The sequence below is a fragment of the Pectobacterium polaris genome, assembly GCF_002307355.1.
Taxonomy (GTDB): domain Bacteria; phylum Pseudomonadota; class Gammaproteobacteria; order Enterobacterales; family Enterobacteriaceae; genus Pectobacterium; species Pectobacterium polare.
On sequence record NZ_CP017481.1, the window covers coordinates 1,776,959 to 1,794,661 of the forward strand.

Below are 17,703 nucleotides of genomic sequence, written 5' to 3' on the forward strand. Positions count from 1 at the left end.
TATATTGCCCTGTTTTGTTTGTTGTAGCAGGTGTGGTCTGAAAACCTGGCCCGCCATCAGGTTATGGGCAGATAGTATAGAGAGATGATTTGCTCTGCCAGCGAGTATAATTGTTGCTGTATTTCAGAAAAATTGATGTTCAGTGAACTGTGCAAGAACGCGCTGTAATAACATGAGCGCGTTAGGTAAAAGTCAGATGAAAAGTAGTGTATAGATAAGACAGATAGTCGAAGCGATAGTAAGGATTACGGACGTGGCTCAAACGTTTTGCGGACGAGTCTGACTGTGCCCCACAGCCCGACAAGGCGGCGTCCCCAACGAATCATGCGGCTGGGATGGCGCACGCCATAGAGTGCTACGAGGCTGGAGCCCACGATCCAGTATTTACGCCACTGCATCAGGCTTTGCCAGCCGCGATCATAACGGACGGTGGTATCCAACCAATGCTTCTTACCTGCCGATAAGTCCAGCCGCTGCTGCTGTATCTGGCGCAGTAGCTGGGCTTTTTCTCTGTCTCGCTGCTGACGCTGGTTCACTTGGGATCTTCCTCCAGCAGCGATCTGTCGGTCGCCAGCTCCTTACGCGTCGCTTTGAGCAAGGTGGAACGACGTACCTTCACGAGTGTCCATATGCCGCCTATCAGCGCCAGTCCGAGCAATGTGGCGGTAATACACCCCAGCGCAAAGAGACGATATTGTGGATCGATACCCCAGATGATCAGCGCAATCAGGCTCATAATGCCAAAAGCGGCAAAAAGCAGCGTCAGGCCGACCATAATCAGCAATTGAATCAGATTGGCTTTCTCTTCCTCTAATTCAATAACGGCCAGTCGAACGCGGCTTTCCACCATGCTGACAATAATAGAGATGATGCGCTGAGCAGAAGCCATGACCCCGCTTGCGGGGCCTTGTTGTGATTTATCCGTCATAGCAATCCGCTAATTAGCGACGAGACAGCAGGACGCCAAGCACGACACCGACTGCTGCGCCAATGCCGACACCGGTCCACGGATTCTGGCGTACATAATCGTCCGCCGATTCAACCGCTTCTTTGGTTTGGGAAGCGATGCGCTCACCCGTATCGCTCAGGCGACTGCGAGTTTCTTTCAGCGCGCTTTCTGCCTTATTACGCAGCTTGTCGAGTTCCGCTTTAGATTTATCGCTGGAGGTGCTTAATACTTCTTCCAGCGTGTCCGCCAGTGATTTCAATTCGGCGCGTAGGTACTCAGAATTTTGATCTTTAGCCATATTAATAACCCTTCATGTTATAAACCTGAACGTTAACTATAGCTGAAGCTGAGATTTATGCCGCCCCAAACGGGTACGGACAATTCTGATAACTCGCTGTAAATTTTAGTGATTTGGTTTTTGAATATAAAATGAACAGTTGACGTGTGTTTTGTAGGGACAATGTGGCGATGGGTTATTGCGACGTGCCACGTTCCGCTGCATGCAATTCCTGCTCGGCTTCAGCCAGCTTTCTTTCGCGCTTGAGGATTTTCTCGGCGTCATCCCCTTTCTGGCGGCTTTCATTCAGTTCCTGCTGCCGTTCAGCAACGTCTTTGCGTTTTTCCGCAATCGCTTCTTGACGTTTCTCTGCCAGTCCAGCATCCGTACAGTGGGTTTTCACGCCGTCCAACGCCTTCTCTAACCCGTTGATACGGTTCTGATTGCCATGCTTACGCGCTTCATCGATTTGGCGCTGAATATCTTGTGCTTTCTGCTGACAGGTCTCTACCTGATTGGCGGTATTCGCCAGTGCATGACCGGAAAGCAGGACAGATAATGCAATAATGGATGGAGATAGTTTCGATGGAAATAATTTCATAGTCGTCACCCCAGTTTGGATTGTTTCTGTGTCAGTTTCTGCTGCCAGAACGGTGTCGGGGTTGTCACTTGCTGCGCGGTAATCGTGACTTTGGGTAGAGACAAACGCAGGACATCTCTGGCAGCGATACTCTGTTCTGGCGAGGCAAGACGGACGATCAGGCTATCTTGCTCTGGCGTAATGCTTTTGATCGCAATCCCTTTTTCGTTGAGACGCTGATACACGTAAAAGCCATCGGGCAACGCGGCACCGTCATAAGGCTTGATGTGTAGCATAGCATCGTCCTGGGAACGGCGTAGTGACTGGGACTGCGTCAATGCAATCATCGGTAGAGCAAGCAGTAGCAGTATGCGACCTGCTTTTCTGGAGAAGAGCCTAGAGAATAACCCGCGAATTGACACGGTTAGCTCCCCTTTTCTGCATTATTTGTTTTATCGTCACGTTTTTTACGCCACAAGACAAAAAGCGATCCAAACAGGCCGATAAACAGCAGGGCCAGCGGCAGTATCATCAGGCAGAGCATCAGCTCGTCTTCATATTTCAGGAAGACGGTTGTTTTCCCTAAGGCATAGCCCAGCGTAACCAGAATAAATACCCACAGGAACCCGCTCATCCAGTTAAAGAACTGAAAGCGTGCGTTATTCAGGCCAGACAAGCCTGCGATGGTTGGGAGTAACGTTCTGACAAAAGCCAGAAAACGGCCCACTAAAAGCGCGGACAGACCATGACGATGGAAGAGCTGGTGGGCGCGTTGGTGATAGTGCGCGGGCAAATGTGATAGCCAGCCCTGAACCACTCCCGTATTGCCAAGCCATTTCCCCTGAATATAGCTGGCCCAACAGCCGAGGCTGGCCGCCGTCGTCAGGAGAAATATCGTAAAAGGGTAATTCATTGTGCCCTTGGCGACGAGGACGCCGACCAAAATGAGCAGGCTATCGCCGGGCAGGAAAGCCGCTGGGAGCAGGCCATTTTCCAGAAAGATAATCAGAAACAGTAATATGTAGATGGTCCATACCAACTTTGGGTCGGCTAAAATATCGAAATCCTGATGCCAGAGTGCGTTTAACAGTTCTTTGATTAATTCCATCCGGTATTCCTAATACTGCTGTTGCATTTTAGCCTTGGCGACAATCACGCACGCTTCTGGACATGATAAGAGTGAATACAGTGTTATCAGGGCACAGGATTATGATTTTTTGATGATCTCTGTTTTTTCTGCCTGATAGTGGAGCTGGCGTCTGACTTGATGCTCGCTTTTCGCTGCGAGCCCGATAAACAGGCAGCTTGGGGATTGTTTGGTCTTGGCAGACTTTGCATCCAAACCGGCGGATTAAGCGTAAGAAAGACGCGTTAACTGTAACAAAATAGGTGTTCCTGAGACAGAAAAATATTACGACAACTGGGGCGGTTTAGGGGGATTTTTCGAAGAAGAGTGGGGATTTCTGCGATATTTTACACTCGCTGACAGAAATCAACGTTTTCTGACTTTTTCCCCCTGGTTCAAAATTTTTCCCCTTCGCGTAAAACGAAGGGGAGGATGCACATTTAGGACTTGCCCGTGTGTATCTGGTCGAGGTGGACGACCGGATTCTCGGCGAACATATAACGGTCGACGTTAAACTCGAAATCATCCGTTGTGGCGCGAAATAGCATCTGTTTGGTGTTTTCCAGATGTTGCCACATTGCCAGTTTGGCTGCATAAGGATCTTTGCGAATCAGTGCCTTAAGGATGCGGTCGTGTTCCTCGCACCAGCTTTCAATCGACTTGTCGTCAATGTGCTCATGCAGTTTGCGCCAGTAAGGATTATGAATCCGTTGGCTCCACATTTTCTCGACGATGGTCGCCATAGCGGAGTTCTGTGTTGCCAGCGCGACCTGAACGTGGAATTTGAGGTCCCACTGAGAATCACGGAAGCGATCTTCTTGTCGCGCGTATTCCTGAATCTCCATCAGTTGGATGATGTCCTGACGGGTCACCTGCGTGGCCGCAAATTCAGCAATGTTGCTTTCAATGAGTTGGCGAGCCTGAAGCAGCTCAAATGGACCCGCTGCAACGAATTCAATATCGCCGCTATTAATGAACGGATTCTTCTGCTGGTTGGAAATAACGTGAATGCCTGAACCCTTGCGTACTTCAACGTACCCTTCGACTTCCAGCATAATGATGGCTTCGCGCACCACAGTGCGGCTGACGTTCATTTCTTCAGAAATATAGCGCTCTGCCGGTAATTTTTCGCCGACCTGATACATACCGCTTTCAATGCGCTGTTTTAATTCTGCGGCTAACTGCTGGTATAGCCGTCGGGGTTCAGTGAGTGCCATGATGATGTCTACTCTCGATAGATGACGGTCCATGTGCCACGTCAGGGCCTGAGTGTCTATCTCGTTAATCTTTCAGGGATGATTTGTTATACCACTTAATCATAGCAGCAACCAATGTTGTGGTCACAGTTAGCGCGGTGTGTTATCGGAGGGAGGTGGCTCACCCAGTCGCAGATCATACCGGATGAGCCAGGATAATGCAGGGATTATCAGTGTTGGTTGGCTTCTTTCAATGTTTCAGCTGCGGCGGCGACTTCTGATGCCGGTTGGTTTTTCAACACGGTCCAGATGACGATAGCACCCAACAGGTCAAAGACGGCCAGTGCCGCGAACAGCGGGCTGAAGCCCATCGTGTCGGCCAGTGCGCCCACAACCAGAGCAAACATGGTGCTTGCCATCCAGGCTGCCATCCCGGTTAAACCGTTCGCTGTGGCCACTTCATTACGGCCAAATACGTCAGACGACAGCGTAATCAGCGCGCCGGACAGCGACTGGTGCGCAAAACCACCGACGCACAGCAGAGCGATGGCGACATAAGGACTGGAGAACAGCCCGATCATACCCGGTGCAATCATCAGTACCGCGCCCATCGTGACGACCATTTTGCGAGAAACGATCAGGTTCACTTTGAAGTGTTTTTGGAACAGCATTGGCAAGTAACCGCCCAGAATGCAGCCGATATCGGCGAACAGCATCGGCATCCAGGCGAACATGGCGATTTCTTTCAGGTTAAAGCCGTAGGCTTTGAACATGAACAGCGGGATCCACGCGTTGAACGTTCCCCAGGCGGGTTCAGCCAGAAAACGCGGCAGTGCGATACCCCAGAATTGACGGTTACGCAGGATCTGCAAGGCGGACATTTTTTTCGCGTTATTGGTTTGGTGCTGTGCTTCCTGCCCGCTAAGAATGTAGTCGCGCTCTTCGTCGCTGAGTTTTTTCTGATCTTTTGGGTGCTTATAGAAAACGAGCCAGCAGAGAGCCCAGATCAGGCTCAGCACACCGGTAATGATAAAGGCCATTTCCCAGCTGTGCGCCACAATCGCCCACACGACCAGCGGTGGCGCGATCATGGCGCCGATGGATGACCCCACGTTGAAGTAACCCACTGCAACAGAGCGCTCTTTTGCCGGAAACCATTCGCTACTGGCTTTCAGGCCAGCAGGGATCATGGCCGCTTCTGCCATACCGACAGCGCCACGGGCGATCGCTAAACCCCCCCAGCTGTTTGCCAGCGCGGTACCCATACAGCAGATGGCCCACAGAATGGCGAACATGGCATAGCCGATTTTTGTGCCAAGCAAATCCAGTACATAGCCAGCGATGGGCTGCATAATGGTATAACAAGCTGAGTAGGCAGCAACGATGTAAGAATACTGCTGTGTCGTGATGTGCAACTGATCTTGTAGCGTCGGTGCGGCAACAGACATTGCATTACGCGTCAGATATCCCAGCACGGTGCCAATGGTCACCAGGCCGATCATATACCAGCGTAATCCTTTGATTTTACGCATTTACTTTCTCTCCGAGTCAATAAAAAACACCGTAATGGCTCTTGAGTGGCCTCAGGGTGTGATGTGTCTTGTGATGTCGTGCGACACGTTTTGTTGTTGTGCTGAACAGGAAAACCCTTCTCTTTGTGAGATAGCGATTGAATCCCTGCTTAAGGCAGCGCTACAATAATTTGTCATACAACTTTAAAAGTTGAGTGACATCACAAAACCATTATTTTTATATGGAATAGCGAATTCCTCGTTTAAACCGAGAGAGACAGGCCGTTTACGGCAATAAATGCTGGGTTATTGTACTATTTGTTACATTTTTGCGATCATGACCTCACAAATACTGTGAGATATCGCGCATAATTGGTGTGATATCTTTTAACGGTTAACTAATTTGGTGCACAAGAAGCACGGTAAGGAAGAGAACATGCCCCAGTTTATGAGTGAAGATTTTCTGTTAGACAGTGAATTTGCCCGTCGTCTTTATCATGAGTATGCCGTCGACCAACCGATATTTGACTATCACTGCCATTTGCCGCCTGAGCAGATCGCGGAAAACTATCGCTTCAAAAATTTGTATGACATCTGGCTGAAAGGCGATCACTACAAGTGGCGTGCGATGCGCACCAATGGCGTGCCTGAGCGTTTGTGTACGGGTGATGCCAGCGATTGGGAAAAATTTGAAGCCTGGGCCGCTACCGTGCCGCACACCATCGGCAACCCGCTTTACCACTGGACACATCTGGAACTGCGTCGTCCGTTCGGCATCACCGGCACGCTGCTGTCGCCAAGCACGGCAAAAGACATTTGGGATCGCTGTAATACCATGCTGGAGCGCGATGACTTTACCGCGCGCGGCATCATGCAGCAGATGAACGTGAAAATGGTTGGTACGACAGACGATCCGATTGACGATCTGCGCCACCATAAGACCGTTGCTCAGGATTCAAGCTTCTCTATCAAAGTGTTGCCGAGCTGGCGCCCGGATAAAGCGTTCAACATTGAGCTGGCAACCTTCAACGACTACATGGCGAAACTGGGTGAAGTCTCTGACACCGATATTCGTCGTTTCAGCGATCTGCAAACGGCGCTCACCAAGCGTCTGGATCACTTCGCCGCACACGGCTGTAAAGTGTCTGACCATGCGCTGGATGTGGTGATGTTTGCCGAAGCCGATGACGCCGCGCTGGATAAAATTCTGGCGCGTCGCCTTGCTGGCGAAACGCTAAGTGAACATGAAGTGGCACAGTTCAAGACTGGCGTTCTGGTCTGGCTGGGTGCGGAATATGCCCGTCGCGGCTGGGTTCAGCAGTACCACATTGGCGCACTGCGCAACAACAACCTGCGTCAGTTCAAGCTGTTGGGGCCGGATGTGGGCTTCGATTCCATCAATGACCGTCCGCTGGCTCAGGAACTGTCTCGCCTGCTCAGCAAGCAGAATGAAGAAAACCTGCTGCCGAAAACCATCCTTTACTGCCTGAATCCGCGTGATAACGAAGTGCTTGGCACCATGATCGGTAACTTCCAGGGCGAAGGGATGCCGGGCAAGATGCAGTTCGGTTCCGGCTGGTGGTTCAACGATCAGAAGGACGGCATGCAACGTCAGATGACCCAGTTAGCACAGCTTGGTCTGCTGAGCCGCTTCGTCGGCATGCTGACCGATAGCCGCAGCTTCCTGTCTTACACCCGCCATGAATATTTCCGCCGCATCCTGTGCCAGATGATTGGCCGCTGGGTGGAAGATGGAGAAGCGCCAGCCGACCTGCCGTTGCTGGGCGAAATGGTGAAAAACATCAGTTTCGATAACGCTAAAAACTATTTTGCCATCGAGCTGTAATTCCACCGCGTAGGTGTGAGTTGCGCGAGGGACGCGGCAGTAAGATTCCTAAAGGGGCTTACGCCGCGGCTCTCGGTGTCTCGGTCTTTTGTCATCGGCACGCGTAGTTATGTGGTGCGGGTGAATATGAATATAGGGCAAGGATGACGGTGATTGATCGGTCGTGCCCTGAATGTGAGATTCGTCCTAAGGTAGCCTGTTAATGCAAACGTTAAATCGTCGTAACTTCCCCGGTCGTCAGCACCCAGATCGTGTTATCCAGTTTGGTGAAGGCAACTTCCTGCGCGCTTTCATCGACTGGCAGTTGGATTTGCTGAATGAGCACACCGATCTGGATGCGGGTATTGTCGTGGTTCGCCCGATCGATTCCGATTTCCCGCCCGCGCTGGACACGCAGGATGGGTTGTACACCACTATTATTCGTGGTCTGAACGAGCAGGGCGAGGCGGTTCGCGAACCCCGCCTGATCCGTTCGGTCAACCGTGAAATTAACGTGTACCGTCAGTTCGATGAATATCTGGCGCTGGCGCACGATCCGAATATCCGCTTCGTGTTCTCCAATACCACGGAAGCCGGTATCAGTTATCACGCAGATGACCGTCTGAACGATGCGCCGCCTGTCAGCTTCCCTGCGAAATTAACCCGTCTGCTGTATGAGCGCTTCTGTCATTTTGACGGCGCGGCGGATAAAGGCTGGGTACTGCTGCCGTGCGAGCTGATTGATTATAACGGCGTGGCGCTGAAAGAACTGGTGTTGCGCTATGCCGCACAGTGGAAACTGACGCCAACGTTTACCGCCTGGCTGAACGATCACAACACCTTCTGCTCGACGCTGGTAGACCGCATTGTGACAGGTTACCCGCGTGCCGAAGTGGAAGAACTACAGCAGGAAATGGGCTATCAGGATACGTTTTGGGATACGGCGGAACACTTCTACCTGTTCGTCATTCAGGGGCCACAGTGGCTGGCGGAAGAATTGCGTCTGAACAAGCTGGATCTGAACGTTCGTATCGTTGATGACATCAAGCCGTACAAAGAACGTAAAGTCGCGATTCTCAACGGTGCTCATACTGCGCTGGTGCCGGTCGCATTCCTGGCAGGTCTGGATACCGTTGGCGAATCAATGAATGATGCGCTGATTGGCAAATTCGTGGAAAAGACCATTGCCGAAGAGATTGTGCCGGTATTGGATTTGCCGCATGACGAACTGACGTCGTTTGCTCAGGCTGTGCTAAGCCGCTTCCGTAACCCGTTCATTCAGCATCAGCTGTTATCTATCTCGCTGAATGGCATGACCAAATTCCGCACCCGTATTCTGCCGCAGTTGCTGACCTACCGTGAACGCCACGGTGAGCTGCCTGCTCGCCTGACGTTTGCGCTGGCGGCCTTGATTGCATTCTATCGCGGCGAGCGTAGCGGTGAAGGCGATGCGTTACAAACCTATCCGTTGCAGGACGATGCACACTGGCTGGAGCGTTACTCCACGCTGTGGGCGGGCGTAAAAGAAAACACCGTCAGCCTGGCTGAGCTGGTGAATGTCGTACTGTGCGATGCCGATCACTGGGAACAGGATTTAACACTGGTTCCTGGTCTGGCTGCGCAGGTGACTGAACAGTTGCAAACCATCGTTGAGCGTGGCATGCGCGCAGCCGTGGAAGGTTATTGCTAATCAGTAAGAAGGGTTATCCATGCAAAGTATTATAAAAATTCATTCTCTGGACAATGTGGCTGTCGCCCTGCGTGATGTCGAGCAAGGCGAAACGGTGTCGGTGGATAGCCATACGGTGACACTTCAGCAACCTGTCGTGCGCGGACATAAGTTCGCGCTGGAAACCATCGCACCGGGAGAAATGATTACCAAGTATGGCCTGCCGATCGGCCATGCGTTGGTGTCTATTGCTCCCGGAGAACACATCCATTCCCAGAATGCGAAAACCAATCTGAGCGATCTGGATGAATATCAGTATGAACCTGAATTTCTCGAACTGCCGCCGCAGATGGGTAATCGGGATGTGCAGCTCTATCGTCGCAAAAATGGCGATGTGGGTATCCGTAATGAGTTGTGGATCCTACCCACCGTCGGTTGTGTGAACGGGATTGCTCGCCAGATTCAGCAGCGTTTTCTGAAAGAAACTAACGATGCGGAAGGGATCGACGGCGTTTATCTGTTCAGTCATACCTTCGGCTGTTCACAGCTCGGTCAGGATCACGAAAACACCCGTACGATGCTGCAAAACATGGTGCGTCACCCGAATGCGGGTGCCGTACTGGTGATCGGTCTGGGCTGTGAGAACAATCAGGTTGACGCCTTCCGCACGACGCTGGGCGATTTTGATTCCGATCGCGTGACGTTCATGGTGTGCCAGCAGCAGGACGATGAAGTTGAAGCCGGTCTGGAACGGCTGCATACGCTGTATGAGGAGATGCGCCATGACAAACGCGAGCCGGGTAAGCTGAGCGAGCTGAAGTTTGGTCTGGAATGCGGCGGTTCCGATGGGCTGTCTGGTATTACTGCCAACCCGCTGTTAGGCCGTTTCTCCGACTATCTGATTGCTAACGGCGGCACCACCGTGCTGACTGAAGTGCCTGAAATGTTCGGTGCAGAACGAATCCTGATGAGCCGCTGCCGTGATGAAGCCACGTTTGAGAAAACCGTGCACATGGTGAACGATTTCAAACAGTACTTCATCGCACACAACCAGCCGATTTACGAGAACCCCTCGCCGGGTAACAAAGCGGGCGGGATCACCACGCTGGAAGAGAAATCACTGGGCTGTACGCAAAAAGCCGGACAGAGCAAAGTGGTGGACGTGCTGAAATATGGTGAGCGCTTACATACTCCAGGGCTCAACCTGCTCAGCGCACCGGGGAATGATGCCGTTGCCACCAGCGCGCTGGCGGGTGCCGGTTGCCACATGGTGCTGTTCAGTACCGGACGCGGCACACCTTACGGTGGATTCGTGCCTACCGTAAAACTGGCGACCAACAGCGAGCTGGCGAAGAAGAAACCACATTGGATTGATTTCGATGCGGGGCGTCTGATTCACGACATACCGATGGATGAATTGCTGAGCCAGTTTGTTGAGCTGATTGTCGAGATTGCTGACGGCAAGCGGACGAAGAACGAAGTGAACGACTTCCGCGAATTAGCCATATTTAAGAGCGGCGTGACGTTGTAAATTCTATCCATTCCAATTAAAATAAAACGGCGTTTCATTTTTATGATGGCGCCGTTTTTTTTCGCTACAACTTTTATTCGCTACAACTTTTAGAGGCAGGGATCATGACACATTATTGGATTGCCCAGTCTGTTGGTGTACTGGCATTTATGGTCGGCATCACCATGTTTTTCAACCGTAACGATCAAAAATTCAAAATACAGCTCTCGGCATACAGCGCCGTTATTGGCCTGCATTTCTTCCTGATGGGGGCAAATGCAGCAGGTGCCAGTGCATTGTTGAACTCCGCACGTACATTAATCTCACTGAAAACGCACAACATCCTCGTGATGTTTGTCTTTATCTCACTGACGCTGCTCTTTGGTTTATCGGGCATGAACCATGCGATGGAACTGCTGCCGATAGCGGGCACGGTCGCCAGTACTTGGGCGCTGTTTCGTACGTCTGGGTTGACGACGCGCTGCGTGATGTGGTGCTCAACCGCCTGCTGGGTCGTGCATAATATCTGGCTGGGCTCGATTGGTGGATCGTTGATTGAAGGCAGTTTCCTGCTGATGAACGGCTTTAACATCATCCGCTTCTGGCGTATGCAGCAGCGCGGCATCGATCCTTTCAGCGTCGAAAATAAGGCGTAATTTCAGGTGTTTCTCGTAATATAACGCCGTTCGTTTTGAAGCGAACGGCGTTAGAGGGAAGGGGAGAACCAAAACTCGTGTCAGTTGGGCACGACTAATACATATAAACGACAACCCATAACATCCATAGCAGATCCATGGAATTTATCGTTCCAACAACTCAGCCTGGGGCAAACCTGCTACGGGCATTCGAACCGCCCAGGGGAATCGCTTAGGGTCACTTGCTTCATATTGGTTAACTTCGATACGAGGGAGATTACGTTTGTCGTAGATAGTACCCAATCGCAGCGTGAGACTCGCGGGTGCCGCCAGAAATAGCGATATTTCGACAATACCTTGCTGTGCTAAAGACATGACAATATCCAGAAATTGCTGCGTGAGGTGCTGCTGCTTAAATTCCGACCAGTGAGAATGAGTATTACGTCCTACTAAATCTGCTTTGATGATTGGAACATCACTTTCAACCATTTGCACATCAGCTTCAAGAACATCGTAAGATGCAGACACGCAGAGAGCTACCCGTTTTACAGTAGTGTTTATGGCATCAAGTCCTGTTACAACGAAACGGTTACCATCATCTTCATCAGTAAGCGCTCGCCAGGTATGCTGTCTCCGATCCCAGTCCATGATTAATGTTCGGGACTCATCATCGACAATAACACCGAGCAAAAAGAGAAATGGAACTGGTGCAAGTCCACCGAGTACGAATGATATATCTGACCTGTCCAGCCCATCACACCTTCGAGCTAAGTCGTCTGGGAGGTTCGTCAGCCGACGTATTGCTGCATCGGGACTGAGGATCGCACCATCGGCCATTCCCCCCTTTCTAAGGTCAATTGTCACCTGTTCACGGCGTCCCGGTATTGATGAAGGAACTGCGGAAGCTAAAGGTTGTCCCTGGTAATCTCTCAGCCCTCTTGCTTCAATAACGATCACTTTCTTGCTGCTTTCACTACGGATATCTCGAACAATCAGTGAAATTCCTAAGAAGACGATTATGATAGCGATGATAAACACGCCCCAACTTAGCGCACCAGCACTACCGGAAGAGTCCCAACTGAAAATATAGTTGCCCTGGGATGAGGGTATTGTCACACCAAGAGTCAATCCTGTAAGAACCACTGCAAAGAGCGGTACTCCAATTCTGACTAGAGCCAGGCCTACAGACCGTTTCCTGAAGACCCAGTCAATTAGTGAGCGCAGAAAATAGCTTATCAAGATGATGACTCCAAAACTTCAACAACTGAAGGGTTAGTATTTCGACAGAATAAGGTACAAGATAGGGTAAGCTTTCGCCACCATCGCAACCGGACGATTAGCAATACAGCAAACTCGATCCCTCTTTCCCCTTCAACCAAATCGGTCATTGAGGAAACGTCCTGAGAGCTCGGTGTGACTGAGAAACAGGGATGAGAGTGCCATTCTCCTAGGTAGTTGAATCGATCATATTGATGCCCTGTTCTGTGAAAAAAAGCATTTAGGGCTTCTTTATGTGTCTCTGAATCGCGAACAAAGTGAGCTTTCCCGCCAGTCTGACTATCAATCGACAGGTCAACAACTCGAAAATGGCCCGGAGCAATTTGCTCTCCCATCATCACACCACCAATTTCTCTGCTGCCAGCGGCTTTGAGGGCTTTACGCAGCTTGCCTTTGACGTTTTCAGCGATCTCAACCTGCATCATTTTCTCTAGGGAACAAGTCGGCCAGCAATTGCTGGTAAGCCTCGGGATCTCCTGCTTGTACTTCTATATCCCATCCATCACTTTCTCCAAGATCAATTGGTCTAACGTCAAATGGGGCGGTGAATATCCAGCTGTCAGTCATTCCGATAAGGTAGACGGAATAAGGGAAAATTGTCGAATTGGGGCGGACGAGAAGATCAATTGCATAACGAGATAAGTGCGCTGCAATAACGGAAACATCGGCGTCATCTGCAATTAGCGGTTCCCCAGAGCCATCAAGTTGTGAGTATGGCTGCGAAATCTCGCTTTCAGGCCAGGCTATGCCCTGCTCGGAATACCAGTTTTCTATCCGCTGTCTGGCGCTAAGTGGCGTGGGATCTATACCCGGGCGTAGTCGAACGACTATTCCGCCAGCCCCACCGCCGAATACTTGTGCCCAGCAAATTGGTTTCTTTGCCCTTCGTGAAATTGATGCGCAAAGATTGAAAACCACCGGGTCAGCGGTTGCGTCTATGATTAAATCGCTCTCTGCGATATATCTCATCGTTGCAGAAGTTGCTCCTCCACTCTCTTGCCCACCTAAAACTGTAGTGCGGCTAATAACTTCGCATTCGGCATTGACTTCCTTAAGCCTGGCTGCCAGTGCTTGTGATTTATGCATACCAACGGCCCGCCAATCTAACTCGTTGCGAACCAGATTCCCTGAAGCAAGTAAATCTCCATCAACGAGTACAAATTGCCCAACACCAGATCGAGCAAGATGTACGGCTACTTTTGACCCAACGGATCCGCAACCGACTATTGCAACTTTCGCAGTTTTAAGACGAGCAAACTCGGGATCAAGACGCACACGGTCAATATCAACAATAGTTTTGTCGTAGTTGACCAGTTTGCGATTGTCTGAAGCACCGTAAGCCATTGAGACCTGATGATTAGTGCCATTGAAAAGAATAAGCCCTAAAGGACCTGATACCTGTAATAATTCGGGGAGCACAGATTCGAAGTTGTGGCTTTCAAGCAATGAAACCAGTTCATTAAGATTGTCGTAAGCGACTGATGCGCCTTCGGGCACACGGATAATCTTAGTCGCTACAGTACTCGCCCCGTAGCCACGCCTGTTCGGTGCGATCCACATAGAATCATCTACAGGTCCAATTCGTGTAAGCTGAGCTGCAAAAGCTCCAGCATAAAGGTGCTCTTGAATTTCCGCATCGACCACCTGACCCTCTTCTACCATCAACAAACCTTCGAAGACTCTTGGAGAGTAAAGGAAACGAAATACGGAATTTCTTGCCCGCTGAGCGGGAAGGACTCGATGTTCTGATGGAGCGGGTTCTCCAGTCTCCTGCTCGGATAAAAGTAAACGATAGGCACTTTCAATCATCATTGCGCCGGTGATTTCGGGCGTCCAATTATCTGAGCGAAACTGTAAACAAAGTTCTCCAGCCTCTCCATATTGATGATCAGACAAACGTTTCCCATCCCGTGGAACGACTGAAGGAGGAACATCAGGGAAATATTCGGGGTATGTAATTGTTAACGGAATTAGCCGTTCTGCAACTTGTAAATCAAAGTCAGCAGCAAGTCGCAAGTTACTGACTACATGCCACTTTATATTCGTGAGCCATGTGTTCCGCTCTTCCAGATCCGAAATGGTGGTACGTTCGGACTGCACACGAATAGACTGATCCACCCACCAAATCATGCAAACCCCTTTGGTGAAGTTGGCTCCCGACGAGTATTTGGAAATGCCGGTGTGCTCGCTGCTGCAACCCCCAGAGCTGCAACTCCTGTTGCTGGTTGCAACATTGATCCTGGCGTAGGGCTAAGGCGTGTTGCAGCTCTGTCTGCTACCGCTCCCATATGAGGCTGGACGCTTTCAACTAAGCGGCGTTTTTCAATCTGATGTGCTAAATTTCCAAAATCTTGCCGAGCCCGGTTGAGCCACTCGTAGAACGCATCTTTTCTCTCAGGATGATTCGGCCATTTATCTGCAAAATTTTCGAGGGGGTCGGAAGGGTTACGAATGATATAACGATTCCCATCACGTTCGATAAACGAGTCCATTCGAGAAAGGATTGAGTAGAGAGCATCGGCTATCTTTACTTCACCATTATAAGCATGCGCGGCAAGGGTAGTAATAATGATCGATATAGGGCGCTCGTCGTAACGCTTTTCAAACATACCGTCACGGTGGCGTTTCAAGATCATTATCGCTGACTGGAGCGGGGTCCGAACTTTGTAGTCAGGAATCTCCTCGACACTAGCTTTGATTGATTCCGCCAGCATTTTTCTCCGCTGTTCAAAAACATCTCTCATCCGCAGCTTGAACCACTCAGCATATCCCTTGGGATTTGATCGCTGCCAATCATCAGAAAGCACCTGGTAAACAGGAGATTCGAGATCAGTGATGACCATTGCTGTCTCGGACCATTTGAGATCGTAGCCATAAGTCTCAAGTAATATACGTTGTTGTGTAGCGTTAGGGAGAGAGGGGACTACATCCATGTGAAATTGGGCGCCGTCTGCATAGTCCAGAACCCAGCAACGCCGACCTTCACGAACGGGCTTAACCATATTTTGAGCTTTACGATAAGCTTTGATCTCATCGCCGACCAGAGTCTTTAAATTACTCTGAGTAAGATCCTTGGTACCGAGGCTTTGGAGTAAGCAAACAGAATCTACATCGTACTCCTCTGCATCATTCAAAGGACGAATCGCTGTACCTAGTCGGAATGAACCCTGTACGTAAACTTGTGGATCGTATTTGGCAACGGCGGACTCTGGACGGTGAAGCCATTCTCCAAGTGATGTATAGCTCCGACATGCCTGCTCGTATCGTGAGTCACTGATTGCAAGCTCCTCGGCTAAAGCGGTGAGAAAATCTTCGGCGTTTTTTGTTGGCATGCCTCTACCCTCCCTGATTATGTCGTTGTTCTATCATAAAATATGAAGCTATTTGTATCTTGACGGTCAAATCCCAACTTAGCTCTGGCTCACTATTTTTATCCACTGATCTTTCTTTTTGAGAATAAGTGCTCACAAACAGTGAACACTTTTCCATGGCATAAGCCGCTTAAGTTTTGTTTGTATGATCGTCTACAAAATTGCCATCGTAATCGTACGTAGGATATGGGGTTATCGGAGTTCTGTTCAATGGTGGAAGCCAAAAAACTTGATGATTAAAGCATCAGTTTGGCAAAAAACAGCGCCTATGCCTTAGTTATTCCTAACATATCGATTTGTGGTCACAATCAAGGAACCGTTAACTGCTGATTACTCAATACGTGTCAGCTCGTAATGACCAACAGTTTTACGGCTTGTGAAGTAGTTCCCATTAAGTATGCGTTTACCTTTTAGGCTTAGTTTAAGAATTGCCGTTCCTCTATACGGAGCTTCTTCGTCAAAATTTGCTTTATGTTTAGGAGTTGTTAAAAAGACATAATAGAGTACTGCTCGCCCAGTTTCTTCATCCTTCTTAGGTTTAGCCACCAACGTCTGTGAGTCTGAGCCTTCAGCTTCAACATCCATTCCAATTTTAAGAAAGGATTGCTTAATCGTTGCATTAGCTCGTGATGTACCTTTTTTATCTCCCCATTCCCAATGGATAACCATATCCCAGGTTCCATTTAAATCAGGGAAGAGCAGATCGTTTAATATAGGTAAAGCTTTCCATAGCCGGCGCCAACCAAAGTAAAACAATGACAATAAAAGGACATTGAGAAGTAGTGAGCCCCCTGTTGCAATTGATATAGCAGAGGAAAAAGTTATATTTTTATCGAATACAGCCCATAAAATCCATAAAATCAGACAGCATATAACGGCATAGACCACAGCAATCAAGGATATAACTTTTCCTATTGGAATTAAGTTTATCATTGTAACTCCTCATAGTGAGTTTCCTTTCCATTCTCAAATATAGAAAGACGCCCGCCTTCGCTTACAATGCCTGTAAATTTTACTTCTTCGATAAAAGAACCATAGAGCGCTGCAACGAAACGCCCACCGACAAACCTTGATCTTTCAAACCAAATGTTAGGTATTACTTGAGGGGAGAAATATTGTGCTATATGTGTAATATTTCCTAATTCATCTAAAATGTGGAAACCGTCGTGATATTTATTGTCTTTACTTGATATATTAGAAAGTAAATCTATTGTAGAACCATCCTGTATGGGGTTTGTATCCCGCAGATTTGTTATAGAAAGGTTTTTGGTATCATTGCAAATAATTACTCCGATTCCAGAGAAATCACTATGGCTAGATATTTTCCAAATATCATGGAGTAATTCATACAGTAACTCTTTTGTCATTATTTGTTGTATGCTTATTGTTAGGGTGAGTGATTAATGCACATTATCCGATACCTTCTTTTATAAGGGAAGGGCTGATTTTCAATTGCATGAGTTTTCAGTAGTAGAAGTATGAGTATCTATTGATATGCATTGATGGATAGGTTGTGTTCCTTTTACAATCATCTTTCAACGCATTGATTTTAATTTTTTATTGTATTTGTGTATTGCGATATGTGGACTTCACCCGTCCACACGACAGCACATAATCCCATTCCTGCTTCAGCAACCGGGATGCCGGAATGGACCGACACGACAAACTATAGGGCAGAACCGTCTACCGGGGCGAGGTCAGTCCTGCCTCTAAACTATCTTAAAACTTTACACTTCTGATGCCTACATCAAAACACATAAATTTGTGGCATCGTAT

At 49.2% G+C, this 17,703-nt stretch carries 18 protein-coding genes; 4 read left to right on the forward strand and 14 right to left on the reverse strand.

The window, feature by feature from the left end; genetic code table 11:
- Nucleotides 1–245 precede the first annotated feature (245 nt).
- From BJJ97_RS08090 to BJJ97_RS08125, 8 genes are all read right to left on the reverse strand, one after another.
- Nucleotides 246–536, reverse strand: coding sequence for a YqjK-like family protein (locus tag BJJ97_RS08090; protein ID WP_095701521.1), 291 nt, complete (start codon nucleotides 534–536; stop codon nucleotides 246–248).
- Nucleotides 533–928 carry a phage holin family protein gene (locus tag BJJ97_RS08095; protein WP_010298856.1) on the reverse strand — a complete coding sequence of 132 codons (396 nt, stop codon included), beginning with the start codon at nucleotides 926–928 and terminating at the stop codon, nucleotides 533–535. Before BJJ97_RS08095 ends, BJJ97_RS08090 begins: the two co-directional genes overlap by 4 nt.
- A gap of 13 nt (nucleotides 929–941) precedes the next feature.
- A complete protein-coding gene (locus tag BJJ97_RS08100; protein ID WP_005971326.1) occupies nucleotides 942–1,247 on the reverse strand; it encodes a DUF883 family protein in 306 nt (101 codons plus the stop codon).
- A gap of 175 nt (nucleotides 1,248–1,422) precedes the next feature.
- Nucleotides 1,423–1,827, reverse strand: a complete 405-nt coding sequence (locus BJJ97_RS08105; RefSeq protein ID WP_095993598.1) for a DUF1090 domain-containing protein — start codon at nucleotides 1,825–1,827, stop codon at nucleotides 1,423–1,425.
- A gap of 5 nt (nucleotides 1,828–1,832) precedes the next feature.
- Nucleotides 1,833–2,228, reverse strand: a complete 396-nt coding sequence (gene mzrA / locus BJJ97_RS08110) for an EnvZ/OmpR regulon moderator MzrA (RefSeq protein WP_095701523.1) — start codon at nucleotides 2,226–2,228, stop codon at nucleotides 1,833–1,835.
- A 2-nt stretch (nucleotides 2,229–2,230) separates the two neighbouring features.
- Entirely contained in the window at nucleotides 2,231–2,914 is a 684-nt protein-coding gene (locus BJJ97_RS08115) for a DedA family protein (RefSeq protein ID WP_095701524.1), read from the reverse strand.
- Between the two features lie 458 nt (nucleotides 2,915–3,372).
- A complete protein-coding gene (exuR, locus tag BJJ97_RS08120; protein ID WP_039303063.1) occupies nucleotides 3,373–4,149 on the reverse strand; it encodes a transcriptional regulator ExuR in 777 nt (258 codons plus the stop codon).
- Nucleotides 4,150–4,358: 209 nt separating this feature from the next.
- On the reverse strand, nucleotides 4,359–5,660 hold the full coding sequence (locus tag BJJ97_RS08125) for an MFS transporter (RefSeq protein ID WP_095701525.1): 1,302 nt from the start codon (nucleotides 5,658–5,660) through the stop codon (nucleotides 4,359–4,361).
- Nucleotides 5,661–6,075: 415 nt separating this feature from the next.
- On the opposite strand from BJJ97_RS08125, the gene uxaC reads away from it, so the two are divergent.
- The 4 genes from uxaC to BJJ97_RS08145 all read left to right on the forward strand — a co-directional run bounded on the left by uxaC (nucleotide 6,076) and on the right by BJJ97_RS08145 (nucleotide 11,299).
- Nucleotides 6,076–7,485 carry a glucuronate isomerase gene (gene uxaC, locus BJJ97_RS08130; protein ID WP_095993599.1) on the forward strand — a complete coding sequence of 470 codons (1,410 nt, stop codon included), beginning with the start codon at nucleotides 6,076–6,078 and terminating at the stop codon, nucleotides 7,483–7,485.
- 202 nt (nucleotides 7,486–7,687) lie between these two features.
- Nucleotides 7,688–9,154 carry a tagaturonate reductase gene (locus tag BJJ97_RS08135; protein ID WP_095993600.1) on the forward strand — a complete coding sequence of 489 codons (1,467 nt, stop codon included), beginning with the start codon at nucleotides 7,688–7,690 and terminating at the stop codon, nucleotides 9,152–9,154.
- A gap of 19 nt (nucleotides 9,155–9,173) precedes the next feature.
- Entirely contained in the window at nucleotides 9,174–10,664 is a 1,491-nt protein-coding gene (locus BJJ97_RS08140) for a UxaA family hydrolase (protein WP_095993601.1), read from the forward strand.
- A gap of 104 nt (nucleotides 10,665–10,768) precedes the next feature.
- A complete protein-coding gene (locus BJJ97_RS08145; protein ID WP_095993602.1) occupies nucleotides 10,769–11,299 on the forward strand; it encodes a YgjV family protein in 531 nt (176 codons plus the stop codon).
- A gap of 144 nt (nucleotides 11,300–11,443) precedes the next feature.
- On the opposite strand, the gene BJJ97_RS08150 is transcribed toward BJJ97_RS08145, so the two are convergent.
- From BJJ97_RS08150 to BJJ97_RS08175, 6 genes are all read right to left on the reverse strand, one after another.
- Nucleotides 11,444–12,517, reverse strand: coding sequence for an SAVED domain-containing protein (locus BJJ97_RS08150; protein ID WP_095993603.1), 1,074 nt, complete (start codon nucleotides 12,515–12,517; stop codon nucleotides 11,444–11,446).
- Entirely contained in the window at nucleotides 12,514–12,981 is a 468-nt protein-coding gene (locus tag BJJ97_RS08155) for a Mov34/MPN/PAD-1 family protein (RefSeq protein ID WP_227003574.1), read from the reverse strand. Before BJJ97_RS08155 ends, BJJ97_RS08150 begins: the two co-directional genes overlap by 4 nt.
- Nucleotides 12,968–14,686, reverse strand: a complete 1,719-nt coding sequence (locus tag BJJ97_RS08160; protein ID WP_095993605.1) for a ThiF family adenylyltransferase — start codon at nucleotides 14,684–14,686, stop codon at nucleotides 12,968–12,970. The genes BJJ97_RS08155 and BJJ97_RS08160 overlap by 14 nt, the downstream gene beginning before the upstream one ends.
- Nucleotides 14,683–15,888 carry a nucleotidyltransferase domain-containing protein gene (locus tag BJJ97_RS08165; RefSeq protein WP_095993606.1) on the reverse strand — a complete coding sequence of 402 codons (1,206 nt, stop codon included), beginning with the start codon at nucleotides 15,886–15,888 and terminating at the stop codon, nucleotides 14,683–14,685. The genes BJJ97_RS08160 and BJJ97_RS08165 overlap by 4 nt, the downstream gene beginning before the upstream one ends.
- A gap of 369 nt (nucleotides 15,889–16,257) precedes the next feature.
- On the reverse strand, nucleotides 16,258–16,860 hold the full coding sequence (locus BJJ97_RS08170) for a Cap15 family cyclic dinucleotide receptor domain-containing protein (RefSeq protein ID WP_095993607.1): 603 nt from the start codon (nucleotides 16,858–16,860) through the stop codon (nucleotides 16,258–16,260).
- A complete protein-coding gene (locus tag BJJ97_RS08175) occupies nucleotides 16,857–17,294 on the reverse strand; it encodes a diadenylate cyclase (protein WP_095993608.1) in 438 nt (145 codons plus the stop codon). The genes BJJ97_RS08170 and BJJ97_RS08175 overlap by 4 nt, the downstream gene beginning before the upstream one ends.
- Nucleotides 17,295–17,703 lie beyond the last annotated feature (409 nt).

What these genes read in the sequence shown, in the direction of transcription:
- BJJ97_RS08095 (WP_010298856.1), bottom strand. Translation starts at nt 928, where the DNA reads ATGACGGATAAATCACAACAAGGCCCCGCAAGCGGGGTCATGGCTTCT.
- BJJ97_RS08100 (WP_005971326.1), bottom strand. Translation starts at nt 1,247, where the DNA reads ATGGCTAAAGATCAAAATTCTGAGTACCTACGCGCCGAATTGAAATCA.
- BJJ97_RS08105 (WP_095993598.1), bottom strand. Translation starts at nt 1,827, where the DNA reads ATGAAATTATTTCCATCGAAACTATCTCCATCCATTATTGCATTATCT.
- BJJ97_RS08115 (WP_095701524.1), bottom strand. Translation starts at nt 2,914, where the DNA reads ATGGAATTAATCAAAGAACTGTTAAACGCACTCTGGCATCAGGATTTC.
- exuR (WP_039303063.1), bottom strand. Translation starts at nt 4,149, where the DNA reads ATGGCACTCACTGAACCCCGACGGCTATACCAGCAGTTAGCCGCAGAA.
- BJJ97_RS08125 (WP_095701525.1), bottom strand. Translation starts at nt 5,660, where the DNA reads ATGCGTAAAATCAAAGGATTACGCTGGTATATGATCGGCCTGGTGACC.
- uxaC (WP_095993599.1), top strand. Translation starts at nt 6,076, where the DNA reads ATGCCCCAGTTTATGAGTGAAGATTTTCTGTTAGACAGTGAATTTGCC.
- BJJ97_RS08135 (WP_095993600.1), top strand. Translation starts at nt 7,688, where the DNA reads ATGCAAACGTTAAATCGTCGTAACTTCCCCGGTCGTCAGCACCCAGAT.
- BJJ97_RS08140 (WP_095993601.1), top strand. Translation starts at nt 9,174, where the DNA reads ATGCAAAGTATTATAAAAATTCATTCTCTGGACAATGTGGCTGTCGCC.
- BJJ97_RS08145 (WP_095993602.1), top strand. Translation starts at nt 10,769, where the DNA reads ATGACACATTATTGGATTGCCCAGTCTGTTGGTGTACTGGCATTTATG.
- BJJ97_RS08155 (WP_227003574.1), bottom strand. Translation starts at nt 12,981, where the DNA reads ATGATGCAGGTTGAGATCGCTGAAAACGTCAAAGGCAAGCTGCGTAAA.
- BJJ97_RS08160 (WP_095993605.1), bottom strand. Translation starts at nt 14,686, where the DNA reads ATGATTTGGTGGGTGGATCAGTCTATTCGTGTGCAGTCCGAACGTACC.
- BJJ97_RS08165 (WP_095993606.1), bottom strand. Translation starts at nt 15,888, where the DNA reads ATGCCAACAAAAAACGCCGAAGATTTTCTCACCGCTTTAGCCGAGGAG.
- BJJ97_RS08170 (WP_095993607.1), bottom strand. Translation starts at nt 16,860, where the DNA reads ATGATAAACTTAATTCCAATAGGAAAAGTTATATCCTTGATTGCTGTG.
- BJJ97_RS08175 (WP_095993608.1), bottom strand. Translation starts at nt 17,294, where the DNA reads ATGACAAAAGAGTTACTGTATGAATTACTCCATGATATTTGGAAAATA.